Origin of the sequence: Pseudomonas sp. GM_Psu_1 (genome assembly GCF_026544185.1) — a bacterium.
GTDB lineage: Bacteria > Pseudomonadota > Gammaproteobacteria > Pseudomonadales > Pseudomonadaceae > Chryseomonas > Chryseomonas oryzihabitans.
This window is the reverse complement of sequence record NZ_JALNUX010000006.1, coordinates 22,126-44,915: the sequence shown is the minus strand read 5'-3', so window position 1 is coordinate 44,915 and position 22,790 is coordinate 22,126. Positions and strand designations below refer to the sequence as shown.

Below are 22,790 nucleotides of genomic sequence, written 5' to 3'. Positions count from 1 at the left end.
GTCAGCGGGCTACGAAGGCCAGCAGGTCGCGATTCAGCTGCTCGGCGTGGGTCACCGCGAAGCCGTGGGGCGCGCCGGCGTACACCTTGAGTTCGGCGCCGCGGATCAGCTGGGCGGCGAGCTTGCCGGTGGTTTCGAAGGGCACCACCTGGTCGGCGTCGCCGTGGATCACCAGGGTGGGTACGTCGACCTTGGCCATGTCCGGGCGGAAGTCGGTTTCCGAGAAGGCGGTGACGCAGTCCAGGGTGCCCTTCAGCGACGCCAGCAGGGCGATGTTGAGGGTCTGGGTGAAGACCCCGGCGGAGACCTGCTGGCCCTGGTTGGTGCCATAGAAGACCGGGGCGAAGTCGGCGAGGAACTGGGCCCGGTCCTTGAGCAGGCCATCCCGGATACCGTCGAAGACGCCCTGGTCGACGCCCTGGGGGAAATCCGGCTTCTGCCCGAACAGCGGGGTGACGGCGCCGAGCAGCGCCAGCTTGGCGACCCGCGCCGAACCGTGGCGCGCCAGGTAGCGGCTGACGTCGCCACCGCCCATGGAGAAGCCCACCAGGGTGACGTCGCGCAGGTCCAGGTGCTCGATCAGCTCCTTGATGTCGTCGGCGAAGGTGTCGTAGTCGTAGCCGTTCCACGGCTGGCCGGAGCGCCCGAAACCGCGGCGGTCGAAGGCGATGGTGCGATAGCCGTTGGCGGCCAGATGGTGCATCTGGTAGTCCCACATATCGGCGTCAAGCGGCCAGCCGTGGCTGAACAGCACGGGCTTGCCGCTGCCCCAGTCCTTGAAATAGATCTCGACGCCGTCGCGGGTGGTAAAGGTGCTCATGGTTGTTCGCCTCTAGCGGTAGGGGGAGTGGAAAAGGCGCCCGAGCGGGCGTTGAGCCAGGGCGCGCACAGGCGGCTCACCCTCGGCATGATCAGGAACACCACCAGTGGCACGATGCACAGGGTGATCAGCAGGTTGCTGGGCACCGGGCCGGCCAGCAGCGGATAGCGCGCGAACAGCGGCTGCCACAGCGGCGGGATCAGCATCGTCAGGGGCGCGATGACCAGGTAGGTGAGCACCGCCTGCTTCCAGGCCGGTGGCTGGCGCACGCCGGGGCGTGGCGGGGTGAACCAGAATTCGGCGTCGGCATGCACCTCGGGCGCATCGGCCTCGCGCAGCAGCGGCGCCACCTCGGCGATCAGCGCCTGGCGCTCCGGCGAGGCCAGCCAGGCCTGCAGTTGGTCGACGTCGGCGAAGCGCACCAGGGTGGTGAAGGCGGCGCCCTCCTCGGCCGGCGGGATGACGTCCACGCCGAGGTGACCGCAGGCCGCGCGGGCGGCGGTGACCGCGCGCTGCAGCCAGCGCTGATAGGCCTGGTGCTGGCCGGCCAGGGGCTGGTGGCGGATCACCAGGGTGACGATGCGGCCGTGGGCCTGGTGCGGGTCCTGCCCGAGCGCGGCGCTCATGACAGGGCCCTGGCGAAACCGCCCTGGGCGGCGTGACGCCTGGCCAGCCGCGCCTCCAGCGAGTAGCGACCCGGTCCGGTGAGTGCCAGGGTGCCGAACAGCACCAGCAGCAGCCAGCCGAACTGGCCCTCTTCCAGCGACCACTGCGGATGCACCACCAGCAGGGCGATCAGCAGCAGCCCCAGGATCGGCAGGCAGGCCAGGCGCGTCGCCCAGCCGAGGGCGATCAACAGCGGGCAGAGCACCTCGGCGAAGACGGCGAAACCCAGGGTCGGCCAGGCGCCCAGGTGCAGCGGGTCCTCGATCAGCCCAAGCTGCTGGCGGAAATGCAGCGCCTTGGGCAGGCCGTGCACCGCCAGGAGCAGTCCGGCGCCACCCAGGCGCAGGAACAAGAGTCCCAGATCCAGTCGCGTCTCGCGCATGGCCCATCCTCCTGATGAGAGAGTCGGCTGCGAGAAAAGCCCCGCGCCGTCGATGGGGCGGACTTTCGCCCGGACGCTGGGGAGCGGCCTTGGACGTCTGTGCTGGTTTTTGTACGCCTGTGCTGTGGCGTGCAGGTGAAAGGATTCAGGTCACAACAGCGGCCTGAACGTGCCGAACAGTCAACTCATTCGTGACGGTAAAACGCCGACCAGCTACTTAATCGATTTCAAGGTGGACAGTAATCTGCGCCCATCGCATCCAAGCCGGATGCCAGACCTTTAAAGGACAGCTGACGATGAACACCACCCAAGCCCTCACCGCCACCACCGGCCGCCTGCTGCTCGCCAGCCTCTTCCTGTTCAGTGGCGTGGGCAAACTGCTCGCCCCGGCCGCCACCAAGGGCTACATCGCCGCCATGGGCCTGCCTTTCCCGGACCTCGCCTACCTGGGCGCCCTGGTGGTGGAGCTGGGCCTCGCCAGCCTGCTGCTGATCGGCTATCGCACCCGGCCGGTGGCCCTGGCCATGGCCGCCTTCACCCTGGTCACCGCCCTGGTGTTCCACAGCCACTTCGCCGACCAGAATCAGTTGATCCACTTCCTCAAGAACGTCGCCATCGCCGGGGGCCTGCTGCAGGTGGCGGCCTTCGGCGCCGGGGCCCTGAGCCTGGATGGCCGGCGACCGCTGCGGGCGGCCCGGCTGGCCTGATCGCCCTCGCTCGTTGCGCCCGCGTGGATCCTTGGGTTCAGGCGGGCGCCGTCACATCCAGCATCCTGGCGCAGGCCTCGCGCACCAGCTCGAGGAACAGACGCAACCGCGCCGGATAGACCCGGGCGTAGGGATAGATGAGATAGATCGGCAGGGGCGCGGCCTGCCATTCGGGGAGCAGATGCACCAGGCGCCCCGTGGCGACGTCCTCGCGTACCATCCAGTGCGACAGCGCCGCGCAGCCCAGTCCCCGCACCGCGGCATGGCGGGCGACGAAGAGACTCTCGGTGGCCAGCCGCGCCCGCAAGGGGATCAGCCGGCTCTCGCCAGAAGAACCCAGCTGCAGGCGCAATTCGGTCTGGTAGAACTGGGTCATGGCGATCCAGGGCAGCGCCGTCAGCTCCTCGGGTGCCCTCAGCGTGCCTGCCAGGTCCGGCGCCGCCACCAGGATGCGCTGGACATCGCCCAGGCGCACCGCCACGGTGTCCGGATCCTCCACCGCCCCCACCCGAATCGCGCAGTCGACGCCATCGGCGACGAAATTCGGTGCGCGGTCGCTGAGCACCCAGTCCACCTGCATGCCCGGATAGCGGCGCAGATAGGTCTCCAGGGGATCGAGCAACTGCTCCTGGCCGAAGGCATGGGGCATCACCACCCGCAGCCGCCCCTCGGGCTCGGCATGGGCGCCGTGCAGGGCGGCGGCGAAGGCCTGCCAGTCGCCGAGCAGTTGCTGGGCCTGGCGATAGCAGCGCTGGCCATCCTCGGTCAGCCGCAGGGCATGGGTCGAACGCTGCACCAGACGCACCTGCAGCGCCGCTTCCAGTGCCTGCAGCCGTCGGCTGACGGTGGGCTGGGTGGTGCCGAGCTGGCGCGCGGCCGCCGACAGACTGCCGGCCTCGACGATGCGGACGAAGGTCTCCAGCAGGTCGAGACGGTCGTGGGAAAAGGTACTGTTCATACGGCCTACGTATACCCCCTGTACCTGGCGTTCGGCTACAGGTTGCGACGGCTCTGGTCGAGAATGCGCTCATCGTCTTCCCACCGGATGAACCGCCATGACCGATATTCCACTCCCGCATAGCCCGACCTCAGCGCACCGTACCGGCCTGTCCCCTGCCCTGCTCGGCCTGCTGGCCACCGGCGCCGGCCTCAGCGTGGCCAACCTCTATTACAGCCAACCGCTGCTGGGCACCCTCGCCAGTGCCCTGCCTGCGCCCGCTGCCGACGTCGGGCTGATCCCCACCCTTACCCAGCTCGGCTATGCCTTGGGTCTGCTGCTGCTCGCACCTCTGGGTGATCGCTTCGACCGCCGCCGCATCATCCTGGCCAAGCTGGCCGTACTGCTGCTGGCGCTGCTGGGCGCCAGCCTGGCGCCGGGCCTGCACGGGCTGCTGCTGGCCAGCCTGGTGACCGGGCTGGCCGCCACCGTGGCCCAGGACCTGGTGCCCGCCGCCGCGACCCTGGCGCCGCCGGCCGAGCGCGGACGCATCGTCGGCACGGTGATGACCGGCCTGCTGCTGGGCATCCTGCTGTCCCGGGTAGTGAGCGGCCTGGTGGGCGAATGGCTTGGCTGGCGGGCGGTCTATCTGTTCGCCGCCCTGAGCATCGCCGCCATCGCCGTGGCGGTCTGGCGCGGCCTGCCCGCCTTCGCCGCCACCACCCGGCTCAGCTATCCGGCCCTGCTCGGCTCCCTGGGCGCGCTCTGGCGCCGCCATGCCGCCCTGCGCCGGGCGACCCTGGCGCAAGCCCTGCTGTCGGTCGGCTTCAGCGCCTTCTGGTCGACCCTCGCCCTCTATCTGCACGCCGGGCCCTTCCAGCTGGGCAGCGCCGCCGCCGGCGCCTTCGGCCTGGCCGGTGCCGCCGGTGCCCTGGCCGCGCCCTGGGCCGGCCGCCTGGCGGATCGCCATGGCTCGGAGTGGGTAACGCGGCTGGGCATCGGCCTGGCGGCCCTGGCCTTCGCCAGCCTGCTCCTGCTGCCCTGGCTACCGGGCGTGACCGGTCTGGTGCTGCTGGCGCTGGCGACGGTGGTCTTCGACCTGGGCGTCCAGGCCACCTTGATCGCCCACCAGGCCCAGGTCTACGGCCTGGAACCCGAGGCGCGCAGCCGACTCAACGCGGTGCTCTTCACCGGCATGTTCATCGGCATGGCCAGCGGTGCGGCCCTGGGCAGTCTGCTGCTGGCCCGGCTGGGCTGGAGTGGCGTCGCCGGCCTGGCGCTGGCCACCGCCCTGCTGGCCCTGGCGGTACGGCTCTGGCCTGGCCGTCCGCGCCCGGTTCGGTGATCGCGGACCAGGATCTGACGCCACCCAGCTCGAGGCATCGTCAACCAGGATAGGACGACCATTCTCCTCCCAGCCCGTTAATCAAACCGCGGCGCCACAGTAGGATGACTTCCATGGCGTCGGAACAGACCGCGCCCCCTTCAGACAAGGAGCCTCATCATGCTGGCCATTCGTAAAGCTTCCGATCGCGGCGCCGCCAACCACGGCTGGCTCAAGTCCTTCCACACCTTTTCCTTCGCCAGCTACCGCAATCCGGCGGAACAGGGCTTTTCCGACCTGCTGGTGATCAACGACGACACCGTGACCGGGGGCCAGGGCTTCGGCGAGCACCCGCATCGCGACATGGAGATCTTCTCCTATGTGCTCGAAGGCGCCCTGGAGCACCAGGACAGCCTGGGCACCGGCTCGGTGATCCGCCCCGGTGACGTCCAGCTGATGAGCGCCGGCAGCGGCGTCAGCCACAGCGAGTACAACCACTCCGCAAGCGAGCGGGTGCACTTCCTGCAGATCTGGATCGTGCCCAACGTGCGCCGCGCCGAACCGCGCTACCAGCAGCAGCACTTCAGCGCCGAGGCCAAGCGTGGTCGCCTGGCCCTGATCATCTCGCCGGACGGCGCTGAGGGTTCGCTGGAAGTGCGCCAGGACGCCCGCGTCTACGCCGGGCTGTTCGACGGCAGCGAGAGCGCCCGCCTGCAATTGGCCCCCGAGCGCCATGCCTATGTGCACGTCGCCCGCGGCAGCCTGGAGCTGAACGGCGTCCTGCTGCAGGCCGGTGACGGCGCAAGGCTGCGCGGCGAACGCGAGCTGCAGCTGGCCCACGGCACCGACGCCGAGGTGCTGGTGTTCGATCTGCGGCCCAACGAACTGCCGCAAATGCCCTGACCCTGTCTGCGCCTAGGTAGTAGCAGGCGCCAAGCCCGGAGGCCGCTCACTCGGCCTCCCCTTGCCGAGAACGCGCCATGAGCACCCAAGCCCTGACCTCCCTGGTGGCCGGTAACGCCACCCTCTGGCTGACGCTGAACGTCTTTGGCGAACAGCTGGGCCTGCCGGTACCGGCCTATCCCTCGCTGGTGGTGATGGGCGCGGCGGCCGATGAGGCCGAATTGCTCCTGGCGCTTCTGGCTACCGTGGCGGTCACCGGGGTGGCCGATCTGCTCTGGTACTGGGCCGGTCGGCGGCATGGTGCCTGGCTGCTGCGCCATCTGCCGGGGCATGTCCCGGCCGCCACCCGCTTGCCCGGCCTGCTACTGGTGGCCAAGTTCATTCCCGGCGCCGCGGCCCTCGCCACCCTCAGCGCCGGGGCCAGTGCCATGCCCCTGCGGCGCTTCCTGGCCTACGACCTGGGCGGCGCCACCCTGTGGATCGGCTCCGGCCTGGCCCTGGGTCGGCTGTTCGAGGCGCACATCCTGGCCCTGCTCGACGGACTCCAGGCCTATGGCCCGGCGCCCCTGCTGCTAGCCGGTCTGCTCGGCCTCGCCCTGCTGGGCTGGCACCTGCTGGCCCGCCGGCACGCTCGGCCAAGTCCGTCGCGACAGTATTGCGCCTAGACGGTTGCCGTCTTAACGCTAATTAACGATAGCCAACTCGCACGTCAGACAACTGCACGGAATCATTCTCATCCAGGCGGTCGCGCCACGCGGCTGGTTTGATAGGGAGAGCGCCATGTCCATGACCGTCGATAGCACCCTGGCTCTATCCAGTACCCGACTGGTCGGTTTGGCAGCCTGGCAGGAACGGCTGGCCAAGGAAGTCCTGCTGCAGCATCTGGAGCGCGGCATCAGCGTCAGCCAGGTCGCCTCCGTCTGCGGCCTGTCGCGCAGTCACTTCACCCGCCAGTTCAAGCTCAGCGCCGGACTCGCCCCCCTGGAATGGTTGCGTCAGCAACGCATCGACCGTGCCCGGCACCTGCTCGCCGAGCACCGACTACCCCTGGCGGCGATCGCCCTGGAGTGCGGCTTCTTCGATCAGGCGCATCTGAGCCGGGTGTTCACCCGCGCCGTCGGGGTCCCGCCGCTGGCCTGGCAACAGCAGGCCCTGGAGCGGCGGTTGCTGACGGAACTGGCGCAGGTGCAGCCGCAGCATGGCCAGCAGGCGGTAGCCTAGGGCCGCCCCGCTGCCTTCCACCAGGATCAGCGACTTGTCCACCAGTTGCCCCAGCAGGGGAATGAACAAGGCCTCCTCCAGCCCGCGCTGCGCCGCCAGGCGCAGGGCCTGCTGACGACTGAAGCGCTCGCCGGCCTCGGCCAGGGTCGCCAGCACGGCGAATTCCGACTCGCTCAGGCTGTGCAGACTCCAGTCGAGCATGGCGCCGAGGCTGCGCTGGCGTTGCGCCGCCGTGCGCCGTCCGGCCACGCTCAGGTAATAGCCGCCGTCGAGTTGCGCCAGTACCCCCGCCAGCCCCAGGGCCGCCACCTGCTCGGCCAGGATCTCCAGCGCCAGGGGCACGCCTTCGCTGCGGCGGCAGATCTCGCCCACCAGCTGCACGTCGGCCGGCCGCAGTTGCAGCCCCGGCAGGCGCGCCCGAGCACGTCGGACGAACAGCCGAAAGGCCGGCTCGCGCATGGCGTCGCGCAGTTGCCGCGCGGGTGGTTGCGCGACCGGCAGCGGCGCCAGGCGCAACACGGCCTCGCCTTCCACCCGCAAGGCTTCGCGACTGGTGACCAGTACCCTGAGTTGCGGACAGCCCTGCAGCAGGTTTTCCACCAGCCAGGCCGCGGGTTCGACCAGGCGCTCGGCGTTGTCCAGCACCAGCAGCAGGCGCCGCGTGGCCAGCGCCTCCTGCAGCGCCGGCAGGCCACTACCGCTGGCCAGGCCCAGGTCACTGGCGAGACGGTCCACCAGCGCCATCATGTGGCCCAGCGCCGCAAGATCGAGACTCTGGATCCCGTCGGCGAAGTCTTCCAGCGTGGGCAGCAGGTGCTGGACCAGCAGCGACTTGCCGACCCCTCCGGTGCCCACCACCGACACCAGGCGACGTTGCGCGAGCAGACGGCGCAATTCGACCAGGCTGGTGTCGCGCCCCTCCAGGGGCGTCAGGGGCAGCGGCGTCTCGGCCAGCGGCGTGAGGTCCGCTTCGTTCAAGCGCTCCACCGCCAGGGCGAAGCCGTAGCCGCGCTGCCGGGCGCTGAGAATGGGATCCCGATCGCTGTAGGGCCGCAGCACCCGGCGCAGGGCCGAGATGTGCACCCGCAGATTGATGTCCTCGACGACGGCGCCGGGCCAGACCCGGGCCATCAGGGTCTGCTTGCCGACCAGCTCGCCGGGGTGCTCCAGCAGCACCCGCAGGATATCCAGTGCGCGCCCACTCAGGGGCAGCGGCCGCTCGCCATCCAGCAGCAGGCGCCGGCGCGCATCCAGGACCAGGCCGCAGAAGCGGAAGGCACTGGCGTCTTCCAGGGACTTGGGCTCTTGCATGACCATGTCGCGCCCCCTCGCTGCGGGTCCTGCGGGCACCTGGCTCCGCAGCCCCTCGCCGGTAGGCGCCTCTCCTTGCCGATAGGTATGACCATTCTGGCCGCTGCCCAGGCAAGGCGTATGACGATCTACGGCCAGAAGCTGCCATCGATGGGCGTGATACCGCCATCCGCAGCTGCGTTCAGCTGAACTGGTAGCGGTACTGCGCCGGGGTCAGCCCCAGATGGCTCTGGAAGGCGGCGCGCATGCAGCGATCGCTGGCGAAGCCGCTGCGAAAGGCCACGGTCTTCAGCGGCAGCTCGGAGGTCTCCAGCAATTCGCGCGCATGATCGATGCGCGCCCTGAGCACGAACTCCAGGGGCGTCATGCCGGTGTCGCGCTTGAACACCCGGGCGAAGTTGCGGGTGCCCATGGTCGCGAGTTCGGCGAGCCGGCTGATCGAATAGGCCTGGTCGATGTTCGCCACGACATGCTGCTGCACCCGGGTGATGGCGGTGGTCGCCTCCGGCTCGTCGAACAGCGGACTGAACTGGGCCTGCTTGCCCTGCCGCTGGGTCACCACCACCAGCACCTTGGCCACCTCCCGGGCGATGGCCTTGCCGTGGTCTTCGGCCACCAGCGCCAGCGCCAGGTCGATGCCGGCGGTGACTCCGGCCGAGGTGAGCAGCGGGCCGTCGCTCAGGTAGATCTCGTCGGCGGTCACCTGGGCGCGGGGAAAACGCCGCGCCAGGCGTTCGCGATAATTCCAGTGGGTGGTCACCCGCCGGCCGTCGAGCAGGCCGGCGCTGCCGAGCAGAAAGGTCCCGGTGCAGACCGCCCCGTAGCGCGCGCACTGCGCGGGCACCTGCCGCAGCCAGGCCGCGACGTCGGGATGGGGCTCCAGATAGGCACCCGGCCCGCCAGGCACCAGCAGCAGGTCGTAGGCCTCCGGCGGCTGCTGGGTGGTGAGCTCCGTGCGTATCGTCATGCCATTTGAACAACGCAGGGTCCGCCGCCGCCCCGCGGCGATGGTCACGATGCGATAGTGGTCGGCCGCCGGCAGATAGCGATTGGCGATGGAGAACACCTCCACCGGCCCGGCGAAATCCAGCATCAGCACCTCGGGGACCAGCAAGAAAGCCACTGTCCTCGTCATGGCGATACATCCTTATCCGTGTTGCAGTTTGTCCTTGGACGGCAGGGTCGTCCGGGCGAAGTTGAGGTGAGGATAAGAACTTACGCCATGAGGGCAAGGGACTTTTTCCGTGTAGATCACGGATTCACGCTAGAAACTTTGGGGCTTCGGCCCTGCTGAACAGTGGTGGCCAGGGGATCATCCAGGCACCGTTGGGTTGGATGATCCCTTGGCTAAACCTGCCGAATCGCTCTAGCTTGGGCGTGTGGGCCTGAGCATCAGCAGCGTGACCAGCCCGATCAGCGCGGTCACCAGACTCGCGCCTTGCAGCAGGATAGCGAAGCTATGCAGGTAAGCACCTTGGAGCACGGCGGACGTGGCCAGAGGTAGATTCTCGAGATCGCCCAGCGCCACTTGTTGAGCTAACGCCAGCCTCGCCGGGGCGGACCAGTCGGCCAGCGCCTGGGCGAGCTGCCCTTCTATCAAGGTGCTCAAGATCGCCAGGGCCATCGCCAGGGCGACCCCCTCCCCCGCGACCCGAGTGGTATTGAAGATACCGGCCGCCATGCCGGCACGCTCCTTGGGAACGACACTGAGCGCCAGGCCATCCATCAACCCCCAGGGCAACCCTGTCCCCAGGCCGATCACGGTCAGGCACAGCAACAGCTCCGGCAGCTCGCCCTCCAGGGTAAGGCGGCTGAGCGCCAGCAGACCCGCCGCCGCCAGCAGGAAGCCAAGGGCGCAGAGGTAACCGGCAGGCAGCCAACGCGTCAGCCAGGCCGCCAGCAACGGGACCACCAGCAACGGCAGGGTCAGGGCCAGCAGAATCAGACCCGCCTGGGTCGCCCCCAGGCCTTCTACCCCGATCAGGCGCAGGGGCAACAGGACGATGAACACGATGTAGCAGACGCAGGTCCCGATGGGCAGCAGCTGCACCCCGAGAAAGCGCGGCAGGCGGAACAGCCGCAACTCCAGCATCGGGCGTCGACTCCTCAGCTGCCCGCGCACGAACAGCAGCAAGCCAAGCGCGGTGAGCAAGAGCAGCGACGTCACCTCGAGTGACGTCCATCCCTGGCGCGGCCCCAGAATGATGGCTGAGGTGAAGGCGATCAGCGTACCGGAGAAGTACAGTACCCCCGGGACATCGAGCCGACTCGCCTGCGGATCGCGACTCTCGCGCAGCCACTTCCAGGCGACCAGCGCGGCACTGCCGGCCAGTAAGGCGATACCCAGGAAAATGGCCCGCCAGCCCCACTCGTCAAGCAAGATCCCGGAGAGCAACGGACCAAAGGCCAACCCCAGTCCGAAGGTCGTGCCGAGCAGGCTGAAGACCCGCGTGCGCGCCGGCCCCTCGAATTCCTGTGCCAGGGCCGCGCTGCCTCCCGCCAGGGCCGCGGCGGCTGCCACGCCCTGAGCGGCGCGCAAGCCATCGAACCAGAGGATCGAAGGGGCCACCGCAAGCAGCAGGGAGATCAGGGTGAAGCTCGCCACACCGGCGAGAAAGAGTCGCTTGCGGCCATAGCGATCGGCCAGGGTTCCCGCAGCCATGAGCAGGCTGCCGAAGCTGAGCATGAAGGCATTGGTGATCCAGGCCATGGCCACGGCATCGGCATGCAACGCCGCGCCTATGGCAGGCGTTGCCACCGCACCGCCCGTGAAACTCAGCGGCAATACCAGGGCGGCCAGGCAGATGGCGAAGACGATCGGATAACGAGCGGGCGCCATGGGCATGGCCACGGCTGGAGACCTGTACATGAAGAGAGTCCTGCGAATTCGGCAGTGGGCCAGACTGCCGGGGTGAGCGCGCGACGGGCTTTGATCCACCATAACCAGGACGCAATCGGGGATAAACAGGGCTAACATCCACTGATAACGGAGCAAAAGGACTCAATCGGAATGGACAGCCTGACCAGCCTGGTCGCCTTCGTGAAGACCGCGGATGCCTTGAGCTTCGTCAATGCCGGCCAGGCCATGGGCATCTCGGCGTCCGCCGTCGGCAAGAACGTGGCCAAGCTCGAAGCCTCGCTGCAGGTGCGACTGTTTCATCGCAGCACGCGCAAGGTCAGTCTCACCCCGGAAGGTGCGCTGTTCTACGAGCGCTGCAAGCGGGTTCTGGATGAGCTGGAGGAGGCCCGGGCGCTGCTCTCCCAGACGGCGCGAACGCCCCAAGGCCGACTCAAGGTCAGCCTGCCAACCATCGGCTATCGTTTTCTGCTTCCTCACCTCGCTCCCTTTCGAGAGCACTATCCGCAGATCGAACTGGAGCTGGACTTCAACGATGAGCTGGTGGATGTGATCGACGCAGGTTTCGATGTGGTCATCCGCAGCGGTGGCCTGGCGGATAACAAATTGATGGCCCGGCGCCTAGGCCCCTTCCGCTTCCTGCTGTGCGCCGCACCCGGCTATCTACAAAGGCGTGGTCATCCCACTGTCCCGGCAGACCTGGAGCGGCATGACTGTCTGCGCTACCGCTTCGTGACTACCGGCAAGATCATGGATTGGAGCCTGTCAGCCGACCCGTTGCTTACCCGCCTGCACCTGCCGGCAACCCTGGTCCTCAACAACATGGAAGCCATCCTCATGGCGGCGCAGGACGGCCATGGCATTGCCTTCATGCCGGACTTCCTGGTGCGAGAAGCCCTCGCGGCGGGCCGGCTGGAGACGCTGCTGGATGCCTATACCCAGGACGAAGGCCAGTTCTGGGCGCTCTGGCCTTCCAGCCGCCATCTTTCCCCCAAGGTCCGGGTGTTCGTCGACTTCATCGAACAGCGGCTGTTCAAGGCCGCTGTCAGGGCCAACCCTACCCCCGCCGCAACCTGATCAGGGTGATCTCGCTCGGCGCGCCGAAACGCAGCGGCGGGCCCCAGTAGCCGGTGCCGCGGCTGATGTAGACGGTCAGTCGACCCAGGCGGTGGATGCCGGCCACCCAGGGTTGCTGCAGGCGCACGAAGTGCATCCAGGGCCAGAACTGGCCGCCGTGGGTGTGGCCGGAGAGCTGCAGGTCGGCGCCGGCGGCTTCGGCCTTGGGCGCCGAGCGCGGCTGGTGGGCCAGCAGCAGGCGGAACAGGCCTTCCGGGGTGCCGGCGAAGGCGGCGGCGGCGTCGCTGCGGTGGCTGGGCACATAGAGCGGCGCCGAGTAGTCGGTGATGCCGGCCAGCACGAAGGGCGTGCCCTGATGCTGCAGCACCCGATGCTCATCGAGCAGCACGGTCAGTCCCTGGTCGCGCCAGGCGCGTACCCAGGCTTCGGCACCGGAATAGTATTCGTGGTTGCCGGTGATGGCGTAGGTGCCCAGGCGTGCCTTGAGCCCCTGCAACGGCAGGAATTCGTGCTGCAGTTCGGCCACGCTGCCGTCCACCAGGTCACCGGTGATGGCCACCAGATCGGCGTCCAGGCCGTTGACCCGGTCGACGATGCGTTGCAGATAGCCGGCCTTGATGGTCGGGCCGATGTGCAGGTCGCTCAGTTGCACGATGCGCAGTCCGTCCAGGCCGGAGGGCAGGCTGGGCAAGGCCACTTCCACTTCCTTGACCCTGGCCGTGCGGCGGGCGTTGTAGACGCTGCGCAGGGCCACCAGCAGCACCAGTCCCAGCACCGCCCAGGCACTGCCGACGCGCCAGGCGGCGTCCAGCGGCTGACCGATGAGGCTGGCCAGGGCCACCACCAGACCGCGCAGCAGGCTGAACACCGCCAGGCTGGAGAACACGCCCATGGCGATCAGCGCCGCCCAGGCCAGCAGGCGCGACTGCATGTCCCGCGAACGAAAGCCCAGGGGCACCAGGACGAAGGACAGCAGCAGCAGGGCCCAGAAGGGTAGCTGGGCGGCCGGCGTCAGCCCGAGGTCACCGATGACGCTGAGGCCGATGAACAGGTGCAGGGCGAAGAGAACCAGATACATCATGGCGCGGGAGCGGAACATGGAGGGCCCTGAGGCGAGGAAGAGGTCTTACCTTAGCACCCCGCCGGTCGCCCCTCGGAGCCCCGGTGTGTTTCCAGCTACAACGATTCAGCCGGCATTCAGCGCTGCTCCGCCTCGCCGGCCTGGGCCGCCTGATCCGCCCGCCGCCCCAGGTAGAAGCCGAGCCAGGCCCAGAGCGCCGCGCAGCCGGCGCCCACCAGCGCCGGCAGCCAGGCGCCGTGGCCGAGCAGATCCAGCAGACTCTTGGCCCAGCCGCTGGCGGCGTCACCGGCGCGATAGACCACGGTGTCGATGAAGTTCTTGGCCTTGTACTGGGTCTCGGCGTCCAGCGGCGCGAAGAGCATCTCGCGGCCCGGGCGGATGAAGGCGTATTCGCCGATCCGCCTGACGATCATCAGCCCCGCCAGCATGGCGAAGGTGGGCAGCAGCGCGAGGCCCAGGAAGCCGATGCACATCAGCAGCGGCACCCCGGCCAGCAGGACGCGCACGCCCAAGCGCTGGGCCAGGCGGCCGGTGATCAGCACCTGGCTGACCAGGGCACCGGCCTGGACCACGAAGTCCAGCAGGCCGAACACCTGCACCTGGCGAGCGCGATCGGGAAACAGCTCGGCCACCAGTCGCGCCTGCTCGAAGTAGAGAAAGGTGCTGACCGTGGCCAGCAGGATGACGAAGGCGCTCACCGCCAGCAGATAGGGCGAGGCCAGCACCCGGGTCAGGCCGCTGAAGGGATTGCCGGCCACCGGGCGACGTGGGCTTTCGGTCGGCGGCGCACCCGGGCGTCCGGCACCGCGGGTCTCGCGCCAGCCCATCAGATAGGCCTTGAGCCTGAGCGCCAGGAGCAGCAGCGCGGCGGCCAGCAGCGCCAGGCCCGCTTCACCGATCAGGGGCGCCAGGGCGGCGGCCAGCACCGGCCCGAGCAGCCCGCCGACACTGGCCCCGGCGGCGATGAAGGCGAACAGCCGCCGCGCCTGGGCACCGTCGAAGACATCGGCCATCAGACTCCAGGCCACCGAGACCACGAAGAGGTTGTAGACCGAGATCCAGACATAGAAGGTACGCGCCAGCCAGACGCTATCGCCCAGGCTGGCGAAGCAGGCGGCGAAAGCCAGGAGGTTGAGCGCGAAGAAGCCGTAGACCCAGTCGACGAAGCGAATCCGCGCCACCCGCGAATTGAGCCAGGCGAACAGCGGCACGGCGAGCAGCATCACCACAAAGGTGGCGGTGAACAGCCACTGCAGATTCTCCACGCCGCCGGCGATGCCCATGGCCTCGCGGATCGGCCGCAGCATGAAGTAGCCGGCGAACAGGCAGAGAAACAGCGCAAAGCCCGCCAGGGCTGCGGACGATTCACCGGCGCGGGCGTCGAGGACGCGACCGAGCCAGTCCTTCATCTAGGCGAACAGCCCGGCGATGGCCTCGCGCTGGCGCGCATCGGGCAGCCGCCCGCGTCCGGCCTGGAGGTTGTCGACCATGTAGCGCGGATTGCTGGTGGCCGGGATCACCGCGGTCACCGCCGGGTCGGCGAGGATGAACTTGAGCAGCAGCTGCGCCCAGCTGGTCGCGCCCAGTTCGGCGGCCAGCGGCGGCAGTGGCTTGCCACGGGTGCCGGAGAGCAGGTTGCCGCGCTGGAAGGGTCTATTGATCAGCACGGCGATGCCCTGGTCGCGGCAATAGGGCAGCAGGCGCTTCTCGGCTTCGCGCTCGCCCACGGAATAGTTGAACTGCACGAAGTCGACCTTTTCCTTTTTCAGGGTAGCCAGCAGATCGTCCAGCGCCGCTTCGCGATAGTGGGTGACGCCGACATAGCGCACCTTGCCGGCCTGCTGCTGTTCGCGCAGCAGGGCCAGTTGGTTGGCGGTGTCCTGCAGGTTGTGCACCTGGACCAGATCCAGGCGCTCGGTCTGCAGGGCCCTGAAGCTGGCGGCCAGTTGCGCCGCGCCGCGTTCGCGGCCGGTAGAGGAAATCTTGGTGGCGAGAAAGACCTTGTCGCGGGCCTGGGCCCGCCTGACCAGCTCCCCGGCCACCCGTTCGGAATTGCCATAGCTGGGCGCGGTGTCGATCAGGGTGCCGCCGCCGTCGAGCAACGCCTTGAGCACCTCCTGCAGCGGCGCCAGGGTGGCGTCGTTCAGGTCGACATCGAGATTGCCCGAGGTGCCGAGGCCGATGACGGGCAGCGCCTCGCCGGAGCGCGGAATCTTGCGGGTCAGCAACGGCTCGGCGGCCTGGGCGCTCTGCCACAACCAGGGCGCGGCGGTCACGGCCGCAGCCAGGGCGGTGGTGGTCTGCAGGAAATGGCGACGGGTCGGCATGGCGGGCCTCGCGACGATCGGATTCGGAAAGGTGACCCTTGAGTTAAGCGGTTCTTCCGGCCGATCGCCCACCCGGCTCATTGCGGCATGTTGCGGCGCTCTCGCAGGTTGGGTTGAGCGCAGCGAAGCCCGACAGTGCCCGGGGTCGGACATCCCTCGACAGAGGAGCCGTCTCAACCCAACATACGTACTGGCTCCCGTAGCGTGGACAACGGCGAAGCCTTGTCCACTGGTCAGCTCTGACTGCCCAGCGGAAAACGCTGCGCGGTTTTCCACGCTACGGGTTGGCGACATCCTGGCCCGCAAGGATGTCGTGATCCGCCGGCGGCAGGCTGCCGTCGCCGCCCAGGTAGCGGTCGTAGAAATCCCGCACCGTGACGTTCTTGTGCTTGGCTTCGAACATGATGTCGAAGCGGTCGAGGAACTGGCAGGCGTAGCGGTTGCACCAGTCGTTCCACATCATGTCGCTGTGGGCATAGAGCAGCCGCTTGCTGATCTGCTGCAACAGGAACTTGATGTCGATGCGCTCGCTGGGCGAGACGCCCATTTCCATCAGCGCCTCCGGCGGCTGGGAGTAGTGCATGGCCGGACGCACCCCGCGCCAGCTGTCGATGATGCGCGCTACCCGTGGCTCCCAGGGATCGATGTAGGCCTCCTCGTGGATCCAGCAGTGGTGGATGTCCAGCACCACGGGGGCGAGGTCGGCCAGTTGCAGGCAGTCGTCGACGCCATAGGTCTTTTCGTCGTTCTCGAAGGTGATGCAGTTGCGCGCCTCGCTGGAAAGACGTGGCCAGACCGCGCGGATGCCCGGCACGCCCAGGCGACCGGCGATGTGCACGTTGCACTTGAAGTCCTGGAATGTCTGGCCGTAGCCCATCAGGCGGATCATGTCGGCGTGGTATTCGAATTCCTTCAGGCTGTTCTCCACCACCTCCGGGCGATCCGAGCCCAGCACGCAGAATTGCCCGGGGTGCAGCGACAGCCGCACATCGCGGCGGCGCGCCAGCTCGCCCAGCCGGTCGAGGCGATCCTCCAGCAGCGCCTGCAATTCCTGGGAGCGATAGAAGTAGGCGAATTCGGCGTGGCTGTAGAAGGGCAGCAGGTCGCTGCTCAGGCGCAGCATGCGCAGATTGTCCGGCAGGTCGGCGACATGCTCGACGAATCTCAGCTGGGCATCGAGGTTGTGGGTGACCACGTCCAGCAACTTGGCCTCGGCGGCGGCGCGCTCGACGCTGCCCAGCCAGCGCAGGGTGGTGGTGCGGGTATTGAAGGCCCGCTCGACCTGCTCCAGTTCCTTGAGCGACAGGCTGCGCTCGGGGTGACGGTACATGCAGGCAAAGCCGATTCGATACATGGGACGCTCGGGTCAGGGACTCTAGGGATTAGTCCGCGCGGCGCCGCTTGGGTGCGGGTGGGGTGATGGGTGGAGGGGGCCTTGGCGTTTGGCGCTCGGGCTTGCCCTCACCCCGGCCCTCTCCCGGAGGGAGAGGGGGTGGTATGGCAAGGGGGGTGACGTTCGCGATGTATCAGCTTGAGCGGCGGCAGCCAGTGGAAAACGCTGCGAGGTTTTCCACGCTACGGGAATCGATACTATCGCGGCCATGGCGGTCCGCCGATGCGGCCGCTCCTAGAGGGGATGAGGCTCTTGTAGGAGCGGCCCATGGCCGCGATCGAGTCCCTACCCCAACCCTAACCCATCGTTAGAGCAGGCAGCGGTAGGGTGGAAAACGGCGCAGCCTTTTCCACGCGTGCTCGGGCTGCCCTACCCCGGCCCGAACCACTGCGTCAGCGCATGCAGCACCAGCCCCACCAGGCCGCCCACCAGGGTGCCGTTGATGCGGATGAATTGCAGGTCCTTGCCGACGCTCTGCTCCAGTTGCTGGACCAGTTCATCGGTATCCCAGGCGGCTACCCGCTCGGCGATGTAATCGCCGATGCGCTGGCGGTTGCGGTCGATGAAGGGCGGCGCCACCGCCATCAGCTGCTCGTTGATCCAGCGTCTCATGGCTTCGTCGCGACTGAGCGTCTCGCCCAGTTCGGCCAGTAGCCGGCCCAGGCGGCGGCGGATGCGCGAATCCGGCGCGGCGAGATCCGCCTGCAGCCAGTTCACCAGTTCGTCCCACAGTTCCTGCAGATAACCCGCCAGCGCCGGGTGCTCCAGCAGCCGGTCGCGCAACTGCTCACCGCGCAGGCGAAAGGCCGGGTCCTCCTTAAGGCGCTCGATGAAGCCGACCAGATAGCCATCGAAATGCCGCCGCAACTCGTGCTCGCGGTCATGGCTGATCTCGCCGATCAGCCGCGACACCGCCTGCACCACCTTGATCGCCGACCAGCGCCCGACCCGCTCGTCCAGCCCCAGGTATTTGAGGGTGCGCAGTTCGCCGCCAATGGTGCGGGCGATCAGCGCCTGGGTGTCTTCGTCCTGCAGCAGGCGATCGATCTCCTGCAGCACCTCGTCGAGCACCGCCTGGTGGCGGCCGTCGGCGGTCAGCATGTCGAGCAGTTCGCCGGACAGCGCCGCCACGTCCAGGCGCTGCAGCCGCTCCACCGCCACCCGGCGGATGAAGGCCTGCACCCGCACCTCGCGCAGGGCCTCCAGGGAATAGCGGGCGACGCCGGTGGCCTGGCTGGCCACCGCAGCGGCGTTGTCCGGCTGACGCAACCAGCCGGCCAGACGCCCGGCGGCGTCCAGTTCCTCCAGCTTGGCCAGCACCTGGGGCGTGGCGAGGAAGTGCAGGCAGATGAAGTCCGACAGCTTGCGCCCGACCCCGGCCTTGTTGCGCGGGATGATGGCGGTGTGGGGAATCGGCAGACCCAGCGGATGGCGGAACAGCGCGGTCACCGCGAACCAGTCGGCGATGGCGCCGACCATGGCCGCCTCGGCGAAGGCGGCGGCGTAGCCCCAGGCCGGATGGCGGGCTTCGAGGGCGGTGGCCAGGCAGTAGAGCGCCGCCGCCAGGAACAGCAGCAGCAGCGCGATGAGCTTCATGCGCCGGACCGGGGTGAGGCCGTCGCCGGAGAGTGTGGTCATGGAAAGGGGACAATCCTCGCGCGGGATGATCCCCGCATCCTACCCCAGACTAGAGTCTGACCCAGCGCTCCTCCTGCGCCGATTGCCGCGCGGCCTGGGCCAGGCGTTCCACCTCCCAGGCCTCCTGGAAGTCGACGCCGGTGTGATCGGGGTTGCCGCCCAGGGCCTCCAGCAGCGAGCGGACCTCCAGGGTCTTGAGTTCGTTGTAGCCGAGCTGGTGGCCGGGGGCTGGACAGAAGGCGGCGTAGTCCGGCAGGTGCGGACCGGCCAGCAGGGTACGGAAACCAGCCAGGCCCGGACGGTCGCCGACCTGGTAGAGGCGCAGTTCGTTGAGGCGCTCCTGGTCGAAGCTGAGGGTGCCGCGGGTGCCGCAGACCTCGAAGGCCAGGCGATTCTTGCGCCCGTGCTTGAGCCAGCTGGTGGTCAGGGTGCCGCGAGCGCCACTGGCGAAGCGCAACAGCAGATGGGCCTGGTCGTCGATCTCCACCGTGCGGGTACCGCCCTGGTGGGGCCGCTGGCCATGGGCGGTGTGCAGATCGGCGCACAGCGCCGCCACCGGGCCGAGCAGAAAGCGCGCCAGCGACAGGATATGGCTGCCCAGGTCGGCCAGGGCGCCGCCTGCCTGGCGGGTCTCGCAACGCCAGGTGAAGGGTCCCTGGGGATCGCCCATGAAGTCTTCGCTGAATTCCCCACTGAAGCTGACGATCTCGCCCAGCTCGCCGCTCTGGATCAATTCGCGCGCCTGCTTGAGCATGGGATTCTGCAGGTAGTTGTAGCCGACCCGGTTGACCACCCCGGCCTGGCGCGCGGCGTCGCGCATCCGCGTGGCCTCGTCCAGACTGACCGCCAGGGGCTTCTCGCAGTAGACCGCCTTGCCGGCCGCCAGGGCCGCCAGGGCCATGGGCGCGTGCAGCAGGTTGGGGGTGGTGATGGCCACCAGCTCGACCTGGGGATCGGCGATCAGGCGCTCCCAGTCGCAGCTGCGGACGAAACCCCAGGCGTCGGCGCAGCGGGCGGCGCGTTCCGGATCGGCGTCGGCCAGGGCCACCAGCCGCGGACGGACCGGCAAGCTGAAGCTGCTCGCCGCGTGATGGAAGGCCTGGGCGTGGGCATGACCCATGAAGCCGGTGCCGATCAGACCGATGCCGATGTCGCGCATGTCGTTCTCCGTCAGAGGTATGGAAAGACCCGGCCGGCCAAGCCAGTAGCCGGCCGGGTAAAAGGAAGGGTGGGTGCAGGCTTGCCCTCACCCCGGCCCTCTCCCGGAGGGAGAGGGGGAATAGCGGTCGGGTGTTGGCTCGGCTCCCACCCCGGCCCTCTCCCGGAGGGAGGGGGGAAAAGCGGTCGGGTGCAAGCGTAGCCCTCTCTCAGGGGAGAGGGGAAAGCGCCAGCCCTAGCGCTTGGCCTTGCGCTTGTTGCGGTACTGGTCGATGACCACGGCGACCACGATGATCAGCCCCTTGATGATGTCCTGGACGTAGGCGTCCACTCCGAGAAAGGTGAAGCCGCTGGCCATGGTGCCGAGGATCAGGGCGCCGATCACGGTGCCGGTGATGCGCCCTACCCCGCCCGCCAGGCTGGTGCCGCCGATCACCGCCGCGGCGATGGCGTCCAGTTCGTAGGACATGCCCATGCCGGCCTGGCCGGTGGCGGCGCGGGCCGAGGCCACGACCCCGGCCAGGCCTGCCAGCAGGCCGGCGATGCTGTAGACGATGATCAGGTGCTTCTTGACGTTGATGCCGGAGATGCGCGCGGCCTGCATGTTGCCGCCGATGGCATAGGTGTACTTGCCGTACTTGGTGTAGCGCAGGGCGATGTGGAAGATCACCGCCACCACCAGGAAGATGATCACCGGCATGGCCCCGGCGCCAATGGCGGTGTAGTTGTCGGACAGCATGCTGATCGGCTGGCCTTCGGTGTAGTAGCGCGCCAGGCCGCGAGCCGAGACCATCATGCCGAGGGTGGCGATGAAGGGCGGGATGCCGGTGACGGCGATGATGCTGCCGTTGATGGCGCCGGCCAGCAGCCCGACCCCGAGGCCGGCCATGACCGGCACCCAGACCGGCAGGTCGGTCAGCGAGGGAAACACCGCGCGGCCGAAGTCCGAGGTCTGGGCCAGACTCGCCGCCACCATGGCCGACAGCGCCAGCACCGAGCCGGAGGAGAGGTCGATGCCGGTGGTGATGATCACCTGGGTCACGGCGATGGCCAGCAGGCCGATGATCGAGACCTGCAGGATCATCAGCACCAGGCGCTGGGAGTTCATCAGGAAACTCTGGTCGCGCAGCACCCAGCCGAAGGCCTCGAAGGCCAGGCCGATGCCCAGCAGCACCAGCAGGATGCCCAGTTCGGTGGGGATGCGGCGCCGCGGGCGCGCGGTGGGTAGCTCGGCGGTTTTCTTGTCCAGGAGGGCACTCATCTTGTTCTACCTCGTTATAGGCCGGAGGCGGCGGGCAGGCACCCGCCGCGCGTGACGCGCGCTAGTGCAGTACGGGATTGCCCGAGGCCAGGTGCATGACCCGCTCCTGGGTGGCTTCGCCGCGATCGAGAAAGCCGGTGACGGTGCCTTCGTGCATTACCATCACCCGGTCGCTCATGCCCAGGACCTCGGGCAGTTCGGAAGAAATCATGATCACCGCCAGGCCCTCGGCGGCCAGCTTGGCGATCAGCCGGTAGATCTCGGCCTTGGCACCGACGTCGATGCCACGGGTGGGCTCGTCGAGGATGAGGATGCGCGGGCGGGTCATCAGCCAGCGGGCGATCAGCGCCTTCTGCTGGTTGCCGCCGGAGAGGTTGGCGATGCACTGGTCCAGCGAGGGGGTCTTCACCCGCAGCTGCTGGCGCATCTCCTCGCAGAGCTGATCGAGGCGCTGCTGCTGCACGAAGCCGCCGCTGGCGAAGCCGTTCAGCACCGCCACCTCCATGTTTTCCCCCACCGACAGGCAGGGAAAGATGCCGGTGTCCTTGCGATCCTCGGTAAGCAGCGCCAGGCCTTTCTGGATGGCGAGGCAGGGATCGTTCATGCGCACCGGCTGGCCGTCGATGCGGATCTCGCCGGCGGTGGCCGGGGTCACCCCGAACAGCGTCTCGGCGACGTTGGTGCGCCCCGAGCCCATCAGCCCGGCGATGCCCAGCACCTCGCCGGCGCGCAGGTCGAAGGAGACGCCGGAAAATACCCCGTCCAGCCCCAGGTCGCGCACCGACAGCAGCACCTCGTCACGCGGCGCGGTGCGCTCCGGGAACAGCTGGGTCAGTTCGCGCCCCACCATCATGGCGATCAGGCCGTCGCCGTTCATGCTGTCGGCGCGCTGCAGACCGATGTACTGGCCATCGCGGAACACCGCGACCTCGTCGGCGATCTGGAACACCTCGTCCATCTTGTGGGTGATGTAGACGATGCCCTTACCCTGGGCCTTGAGGTCGGCAATGATGGAAAACAGGTGCGCCACCTCGGTCTCGGTGATGGCCGAGGTGGGTTCGTCCATGATCAGCACGTCGCTGTCGTAGGACACCGCCTTGGCGATCTCCACCATCTGCCGCCCGGCGATGGACAGGCTGCCCACGCTGTCTTCCGGATCCAGGGCGATGCGCAGCCGGTCCAGCAGCGCCTGGGTCTGGCGACGCATCTTGCCGTGGTCCACCAGGTGCAGGGCATTGAGCGGTTCGCGACCCAGCCAGATGTTCTCGGCGATGGTCATGAAGGGCATCAGGTTGAGTTCCTGGTGGATCATGGCGATCCCCGACTGCAGCGCCTGCAGCGGCGTCTCGAAGCGCACCGGCACGCCGCGCAGCCGCACCTCCCCGGCATCGGGCTGGTAGATGCCGGCGATGATCTTCATCAGCGTCGACTTGCCCGCGCCGTTCTCGCCCATCAGCGCCAGCACGGTGCCGGGACGCACCCGCAGCTGCACGTGGGACAACGCCTTGACGCCGGGAAACTCCTTGGTGACGTCGACGATTTCCAGCAGGTATTCGCTGGGTGCGGCCGTGGCCGCAGGGCCGGGAGCTGTGGCAGGGGTGGCGGAACTGAGCATGATCACGATCTCCTCGCGGGCGCCGACCGGGCGGCGCGGGCCGCTGGTCAGTGAGGGGTGCGGGGCGCAGGGCTGGCCGTGACGGCATTCGCCAGGTGCGGGCAGGTGCCCG

General features: G+C 68.3%; 20 protein-coding genes and 1 pseudogene. 6 read left to right on the top strand and 15 right to left on the bottom strand.

Annotation, left to right across the window (positions count from 1 at the left end; translation table 11 throughout):
* Position 1: 1 nt before the first annotated feature.
* Genes OXS31_RS11925 through OXS31_RS11915 form a run of 3 tightly spaced genes read right to left on the bottom strand, consistent with a single transcriptional unit; the run spans position 2 to position 1,868 of the window.
* On the bottom strand, positions 2–820 hold the full coding sequence (locus OXS31_RS11925; protein WP_267399136.1) for an alpha/beta hydrolase: 819 nt from the start codon (positions 818–820) through the stop codon (positions 2–4).
* Positions 817–1,446 (bottom strand): antibiotic biosynthesis monooxygenase, encoded by a 630-nt coding sequence (locus tag OXS31_RS11920; RefSeq protein ID WP_267399135.1) that lies wholly within the window; start codon positions 1,444–1,446, stop codon positions 817–819. Before OXS31_RS11920 ends, OXS31_RS11925 begins: the two co-directional genes overlap by 4 nt.
* On the bottom strand, positions 1,443–1,868 hold the full coding sequence (locus OXS31_RS11915; protein WP_027599156.1) for a DoxX family protein: 426 nt from the start codon (positions 1,866–1,868) through the stop codon (positions 1,443–1,445). The genes OXS31_RS11920 and OXS31_RS11915 overlap by 4 nt, the downstream gene beginning before the upstream one ends.
* 296 nt (positions 1,869–2,164) lie before the next feature.
* On the opposite strand from OXS31_RS11915, the gene OXS31_RS11910 reads away from it, so the two are divergent.
* Complete coding sequence (locus tag OXS31_RS11910; protein WP_042136548.1) at positions 2,165–2,575, top strand: DoxX family protein; 411 nt, start codon at positions 2,165–2,167, stop codon at positions 2,573–2,575.
* Positions 2,576–2,612: 37 nt separating this feature from the next.
* Here OXS31_RS11910 and OXS31_RS11905 read toward each other — a convergent pair whose 3' ends face one another.
* Complete coding sequence (locus OXS31_RS11905; protein ID WP_042136547.1) at positions 2,613–3,533, bottom strand: LysR family transcriptional regulator; 921 nt, start codon at positions 3,531–3,533, stop codon at positions 2,613–2,615.
* A 97-nt stretch (positions 3,534–3,630) separates the two neighbouring features.
* Here OXS31_RS11905 and OXS31_RS11900 point away from each other — a divergent pair, with 97 nt between their 5' ends.
* The 4 genes from OXS31_RS11900 (at position 3,631) to OXS31_RS11885 (ending at position 6,960) form a co-directional block, all read left to right on the top strand.
* Positions 3,631–4,857 (top strand): MFS transporter, encoded by a 1,227-nt coding sequence (locus tag OXS31_RS11900; protein WP_267399134.1) that lies wholly within the window; start codon positions 3,631–3,633, stop codon positions 4,855–4,857.
* 159 nt (positions 4,858–5,016) lie between these two features.
* Positions 5,017–5,739, top strand: coding sequence for a pirin family protein (locus OXS31_RS11895; RefSeq protein WP_027602851.1), 723 nt, complete (start codon positions 5,017–5,019; stop codon positions 5,737–5,739).
* A gap of 77 nt (positions 5,740–5,816) precedes the next feature.
* The gene (locus OXS31_RS11890) at positions 5,817–6,404 is read left to right on the top strand and encodes a VTT domain-containing protein (RefSeq protein ID WP_007161531.1); all 588 of its coding nucleotides are present in this window, start codon (positions 5,817–5,819) and stop codon (positions 6,402–6,404) included.
* Between the two features lie 115 nt (positions 6,405–6,519).
* Complete coding sequence (locus tag OXS31_RS11885; protein WP_044342902.1) at positions 6,520–6,960, top strand: AraC family transcriptional regulator; 441 nt, start codon at positions 6,520–6,522, stop codon at positions 6,958–6,960.
* Between the two features lie 621 nt (positions 6,961–7,581).
* Here the strand turns inward: OXS31_RS11885 and OXS31_RS23450 are convergent.
* The 3 genes and pseudogenes from OXS31_RS23450 to OXS31_RS11870 all read right to left on the bottom strand — a co-directional run.
* Positions 7,582–8,271 (bottom strand): annotated as a pseudogene (locus OXS31_RS23450) (winged helix-turn-helix domain-containing protein); the annotation flags it as partial.
* 181 nt (positions 8,272–8,452) lie between these two features.
* Positions 8,453–9,406 carry a GlxA family transcriptional regulator gene (locus OXS31_RS11875; RefSeq protein WP_267399133.1) on the bottom strand — a complete coding sequence of 318 codons (954 nt, stop codon included), beginning with the start codon at positions 9,404–9,406 and terminating at the stop codon, positions 8,453–8,455.
* Between the two features lie 231 nt (positions 9,407–9,637).
* Positions 9,638–11,140 carry an MFS transporter gene (locus OXS31_RS11870; protein ID WP_267399132.1) on the bottom strand — a complete coding sequence of 501 codons (1,503 nt, stop codon included), beginning with the start codon at positions 11,138–11,140 and terminating at the stop codon, positions 9,638–9,640.
* 141 nt (positions 11,141–11,281) lie between these two features.
* On the opposite strand from OXS31_RS11870, the gene OXS31_RS11865 reads away from it, so the two are divergent.
* Positions 11,282–12,205 (top strand): LysR family transcriptional regulator, encoded by a 924-nt coding sequence (locus OXS31_RS11865; protein ID WP_144956320.1) that lies wholly within the window; start codon positions 11,282–11,284, stop codon positions 12,203–12,205.
* Here OXS31_RS11865 and OXS31_RS11860 read toward each other — a convergent pair.
* From OXS31_RS11860 to OXS31_RS11825, 8 genes are all read right to left on the bottom strand, one after another.
* Positions 12,186–13,304 (bottom strand): metallophosphoesterase, encoded by a 1,119-nt coding sequence (locus OXS31_RS11860; RefSeq protein WP_074584036.1) that lies wholly within the window; start codon positions 13,302–13,304, stop codon positions 12,186–12,188. The two genes, OXS31_RS11865 and OXS31_RS11860, sit on opposite strands and share 20 nt — an antisense overlap.
* A gap of 98 nt (positions 13,305–13,402) precedes the next feature.
* Entirely contained in the window at positions 13,403–14,695 is a 1,293-nt protein-coding gene (locus OXS31_RS11855) for an MFS transporter (protein ID WP_267399131.1), read from the bottom strand.
* A complete protein-coding gene (locus OXS31_RS11850) occupies positions 14,696–15,613 on the bottom strand; it encodes an aldo/keto reductase (protein ID WP_267399130.1) in 918 nt (305 codons plus the stop codon).
* 277 nt (positions 15,614–15,890) lie between these two features.
* Entirely contained in the window at positions 15,891–16,967 is a 1,077-nt protein-coding gene (uvsE, locus tag OXS31_RS11845) for a UV DNA damage repair endonuclease UvsE (RefSeq protein ID WP_267399129.1), read from the bottom strand.
* A 408-nt stretch (positions 16,968–17,375) separates the two neighbouring features.
* Complete coding sequence (locus OXS31_RS11840; RefSeq protein WP_027599144.1) at positions 17,376–18,644, bottom strand: DUF445 domain-containing protein; 1,269 nt, start codon at positions 18,642–18,644, stop codon at positions 17,376–17,378.
* A 49-nt stretch (positions 18,645–18,693) separates the two neighbouring features.
* Positions 18,694–19,803: a Gfo/Idh/MocA family oxidoreductase gene (locus OXS31_RS11835; RefSeq protein ID WP_108582797.1), complete on the bottom strand. Its 1,110-nt coding sequence runs from the start codon at positions 19,801–19,803 to the stop codon at positions 18,694–18,696.
* A gap of 234 nt (positions 19,804–20,037) precedes the next feature.
* Positions 20,038–21,063: an ABC transporter permease gene (locus tag OXS31_RS11830; RefSeq protein WP_007161522.1), complete on the bottom strand. Its 1,026-nt coding sequence runs from the start codon at positions 21,061–21,063 to the stop codon at positions 20,038–20,040.
* A gap of 61 nt (positions 21,064–21,124) precedes the next feature.
* Positions 21,125–22,678, bottom strand: coding sequence for a sugar ABC transporter ATP-binding protein (locus OXS31_RS11825; RefSeq protein WP_144956339.1), 1,554 nt, complete (start codon positions 22,676–22,678; stop codon positions 21,125–21,127).
* Positions 22,679–22,790 lie beyond the last annotated feature (112 nt).

Bases quoted from the DNA above. Each gene is read 5' to 3' on its own strand.
- OXS31_RS11925 (WP_267399136.1), bottom strand. From the start codon at position 820: ATGAGCACCTTTACCACCCGCGACGGCGTCGAGATCTATTTCAAGGAC.
- OXS31_RS11920 (WP_267399135.1), bottom strand. From the start codon at position 1,446: ATGAGCGCCGCGCTCGGGCAGGACCCGCACCAGGCCCACGGCCGCATC.
- OXS31_RS11915 (WP_027599156.1), bottom strand. From the start codon at position 1,868: ATGCGCGAGACGCGACTGGATCTGGGACTCTTGTTCCTGCGCCTGGGT.
- OXS31_RS11910 (WP_042136548.1), top strand. From the start codon at position 2,165: ATGAACACCACCCAAGCCCTCACCGCCACCACCGGCCGCCTGCTGCTC.
- OXS31_RS11905 (WP_042136547.1), bottom strand. From the start codon at position 3,533: ATGAACAGTACCTTTTCCCACGACCGTCTCGACCTGCTGGAGACCTTC.
- OXS31_RS11900 (WP_267399134.1), top strand. From the start codon at position 3,631: ATGACCGATATTCCACTCCCGCATAGCCCGACCTCAGCGCACCGTACC.
- OXS31_RS11895 (WP_027602851.1), top strand. From the start codon at position 5,017: ATGCTGGCCATTCGTAAAGCTTCCGATCGCGGCGCCGCCAACCACGGC.
- OXS31_RS11890 (WP_007161531.1), top strand. From the start codon at position 5,817: ATGAGCACCCAAGCCCTGACCTCCCTGGTGGCCGGTAACGCCACCCTC.
- OXS31_RS11885 (WP_044342902.1), top strand. From the start codon at position 6,520: ATGTCCATGACCGTCGATAGCACCCTGGCTCTATCCAGTACCCGACTG.
- OXS31_RS11875 (WP_267399133.1), bottom strand. From the start codon at position 9,406: ATGACGAGGACAGTGGCTTTCTTGCTGGTCCCCGAGGTGCTGATGCTG.
- OXS31_RS11870 (WP_267399132.1), bottom strand. From the start codon at position 11,140: ATGTACAGGTCTCCAGCCGTGGCCATGCCCATGGCGCCCGCTCGTTAT.
- OXS31_RS11865 (WP_144956320.1), top strand. From the start codon at position 11,282: ATGGACAGCCTGACCAGCCTGGTCGCCTTCGTGAAGACCGCGGATGCC.
- OXS31_RS11860 (WP_074584036.1), bottom strand. From the start codon at position 13,304: ATGTTCCGCTCCCGCGCCATGATGTATCTGGTTCTCTTCGCCCTGCAC.
- OXS31_RS11855 (WP_267399131.1), bottom strand. From the start codon at position 14,695: ATGAAGGACTGGCTCGGTCGCGTCCTCGACGCCCGCGCCGGTGAATCG.
- OXS31_RS11850 (WP_267399130.1), bottom strand. From the start codon at position 15,613: ATGCCGACCCGTCGCCATTTCCTGCAGACCACCACCGCCCTGGCTGCG.
- uvsE (WP_267399129.1), bottom strand. From the start codon at position 16,967: ATGTATCGAATCGGCTTTGCCTGCATGTACCGTCACCCCGAGCGCAGC.
- OXS31_RS11840 (WP_027599144.1), bottom strand. From the start codon at position 18,644: ATGACCACACTCTCCGGCGACGGCCTCACCCCGGTCCGGCGCATGAAG.
- OXS31_RS11835 (WP_108582797.1), bottom strand. From the start codon at position 19,803: ATGCGCGACATCGGCATCGGTCTGATCGGCACCGGCTTCATGGGTCAT.
- OXS31_RS11830 (WP_007161522.1), bottom strand. From the start codon at position 21,063: ATGAGTGCCCTCCTGGACAAGAAAACCGCCGAGCTACCCACCGCGCGC.
- OXS31_RS11825 (WP_144956339.1), bottom strand. From the start codon at position 22,678: ATGCTCAGTTCCGCCACCCCTGCCACAGCTCCCGGCCCTGCGGCCACG.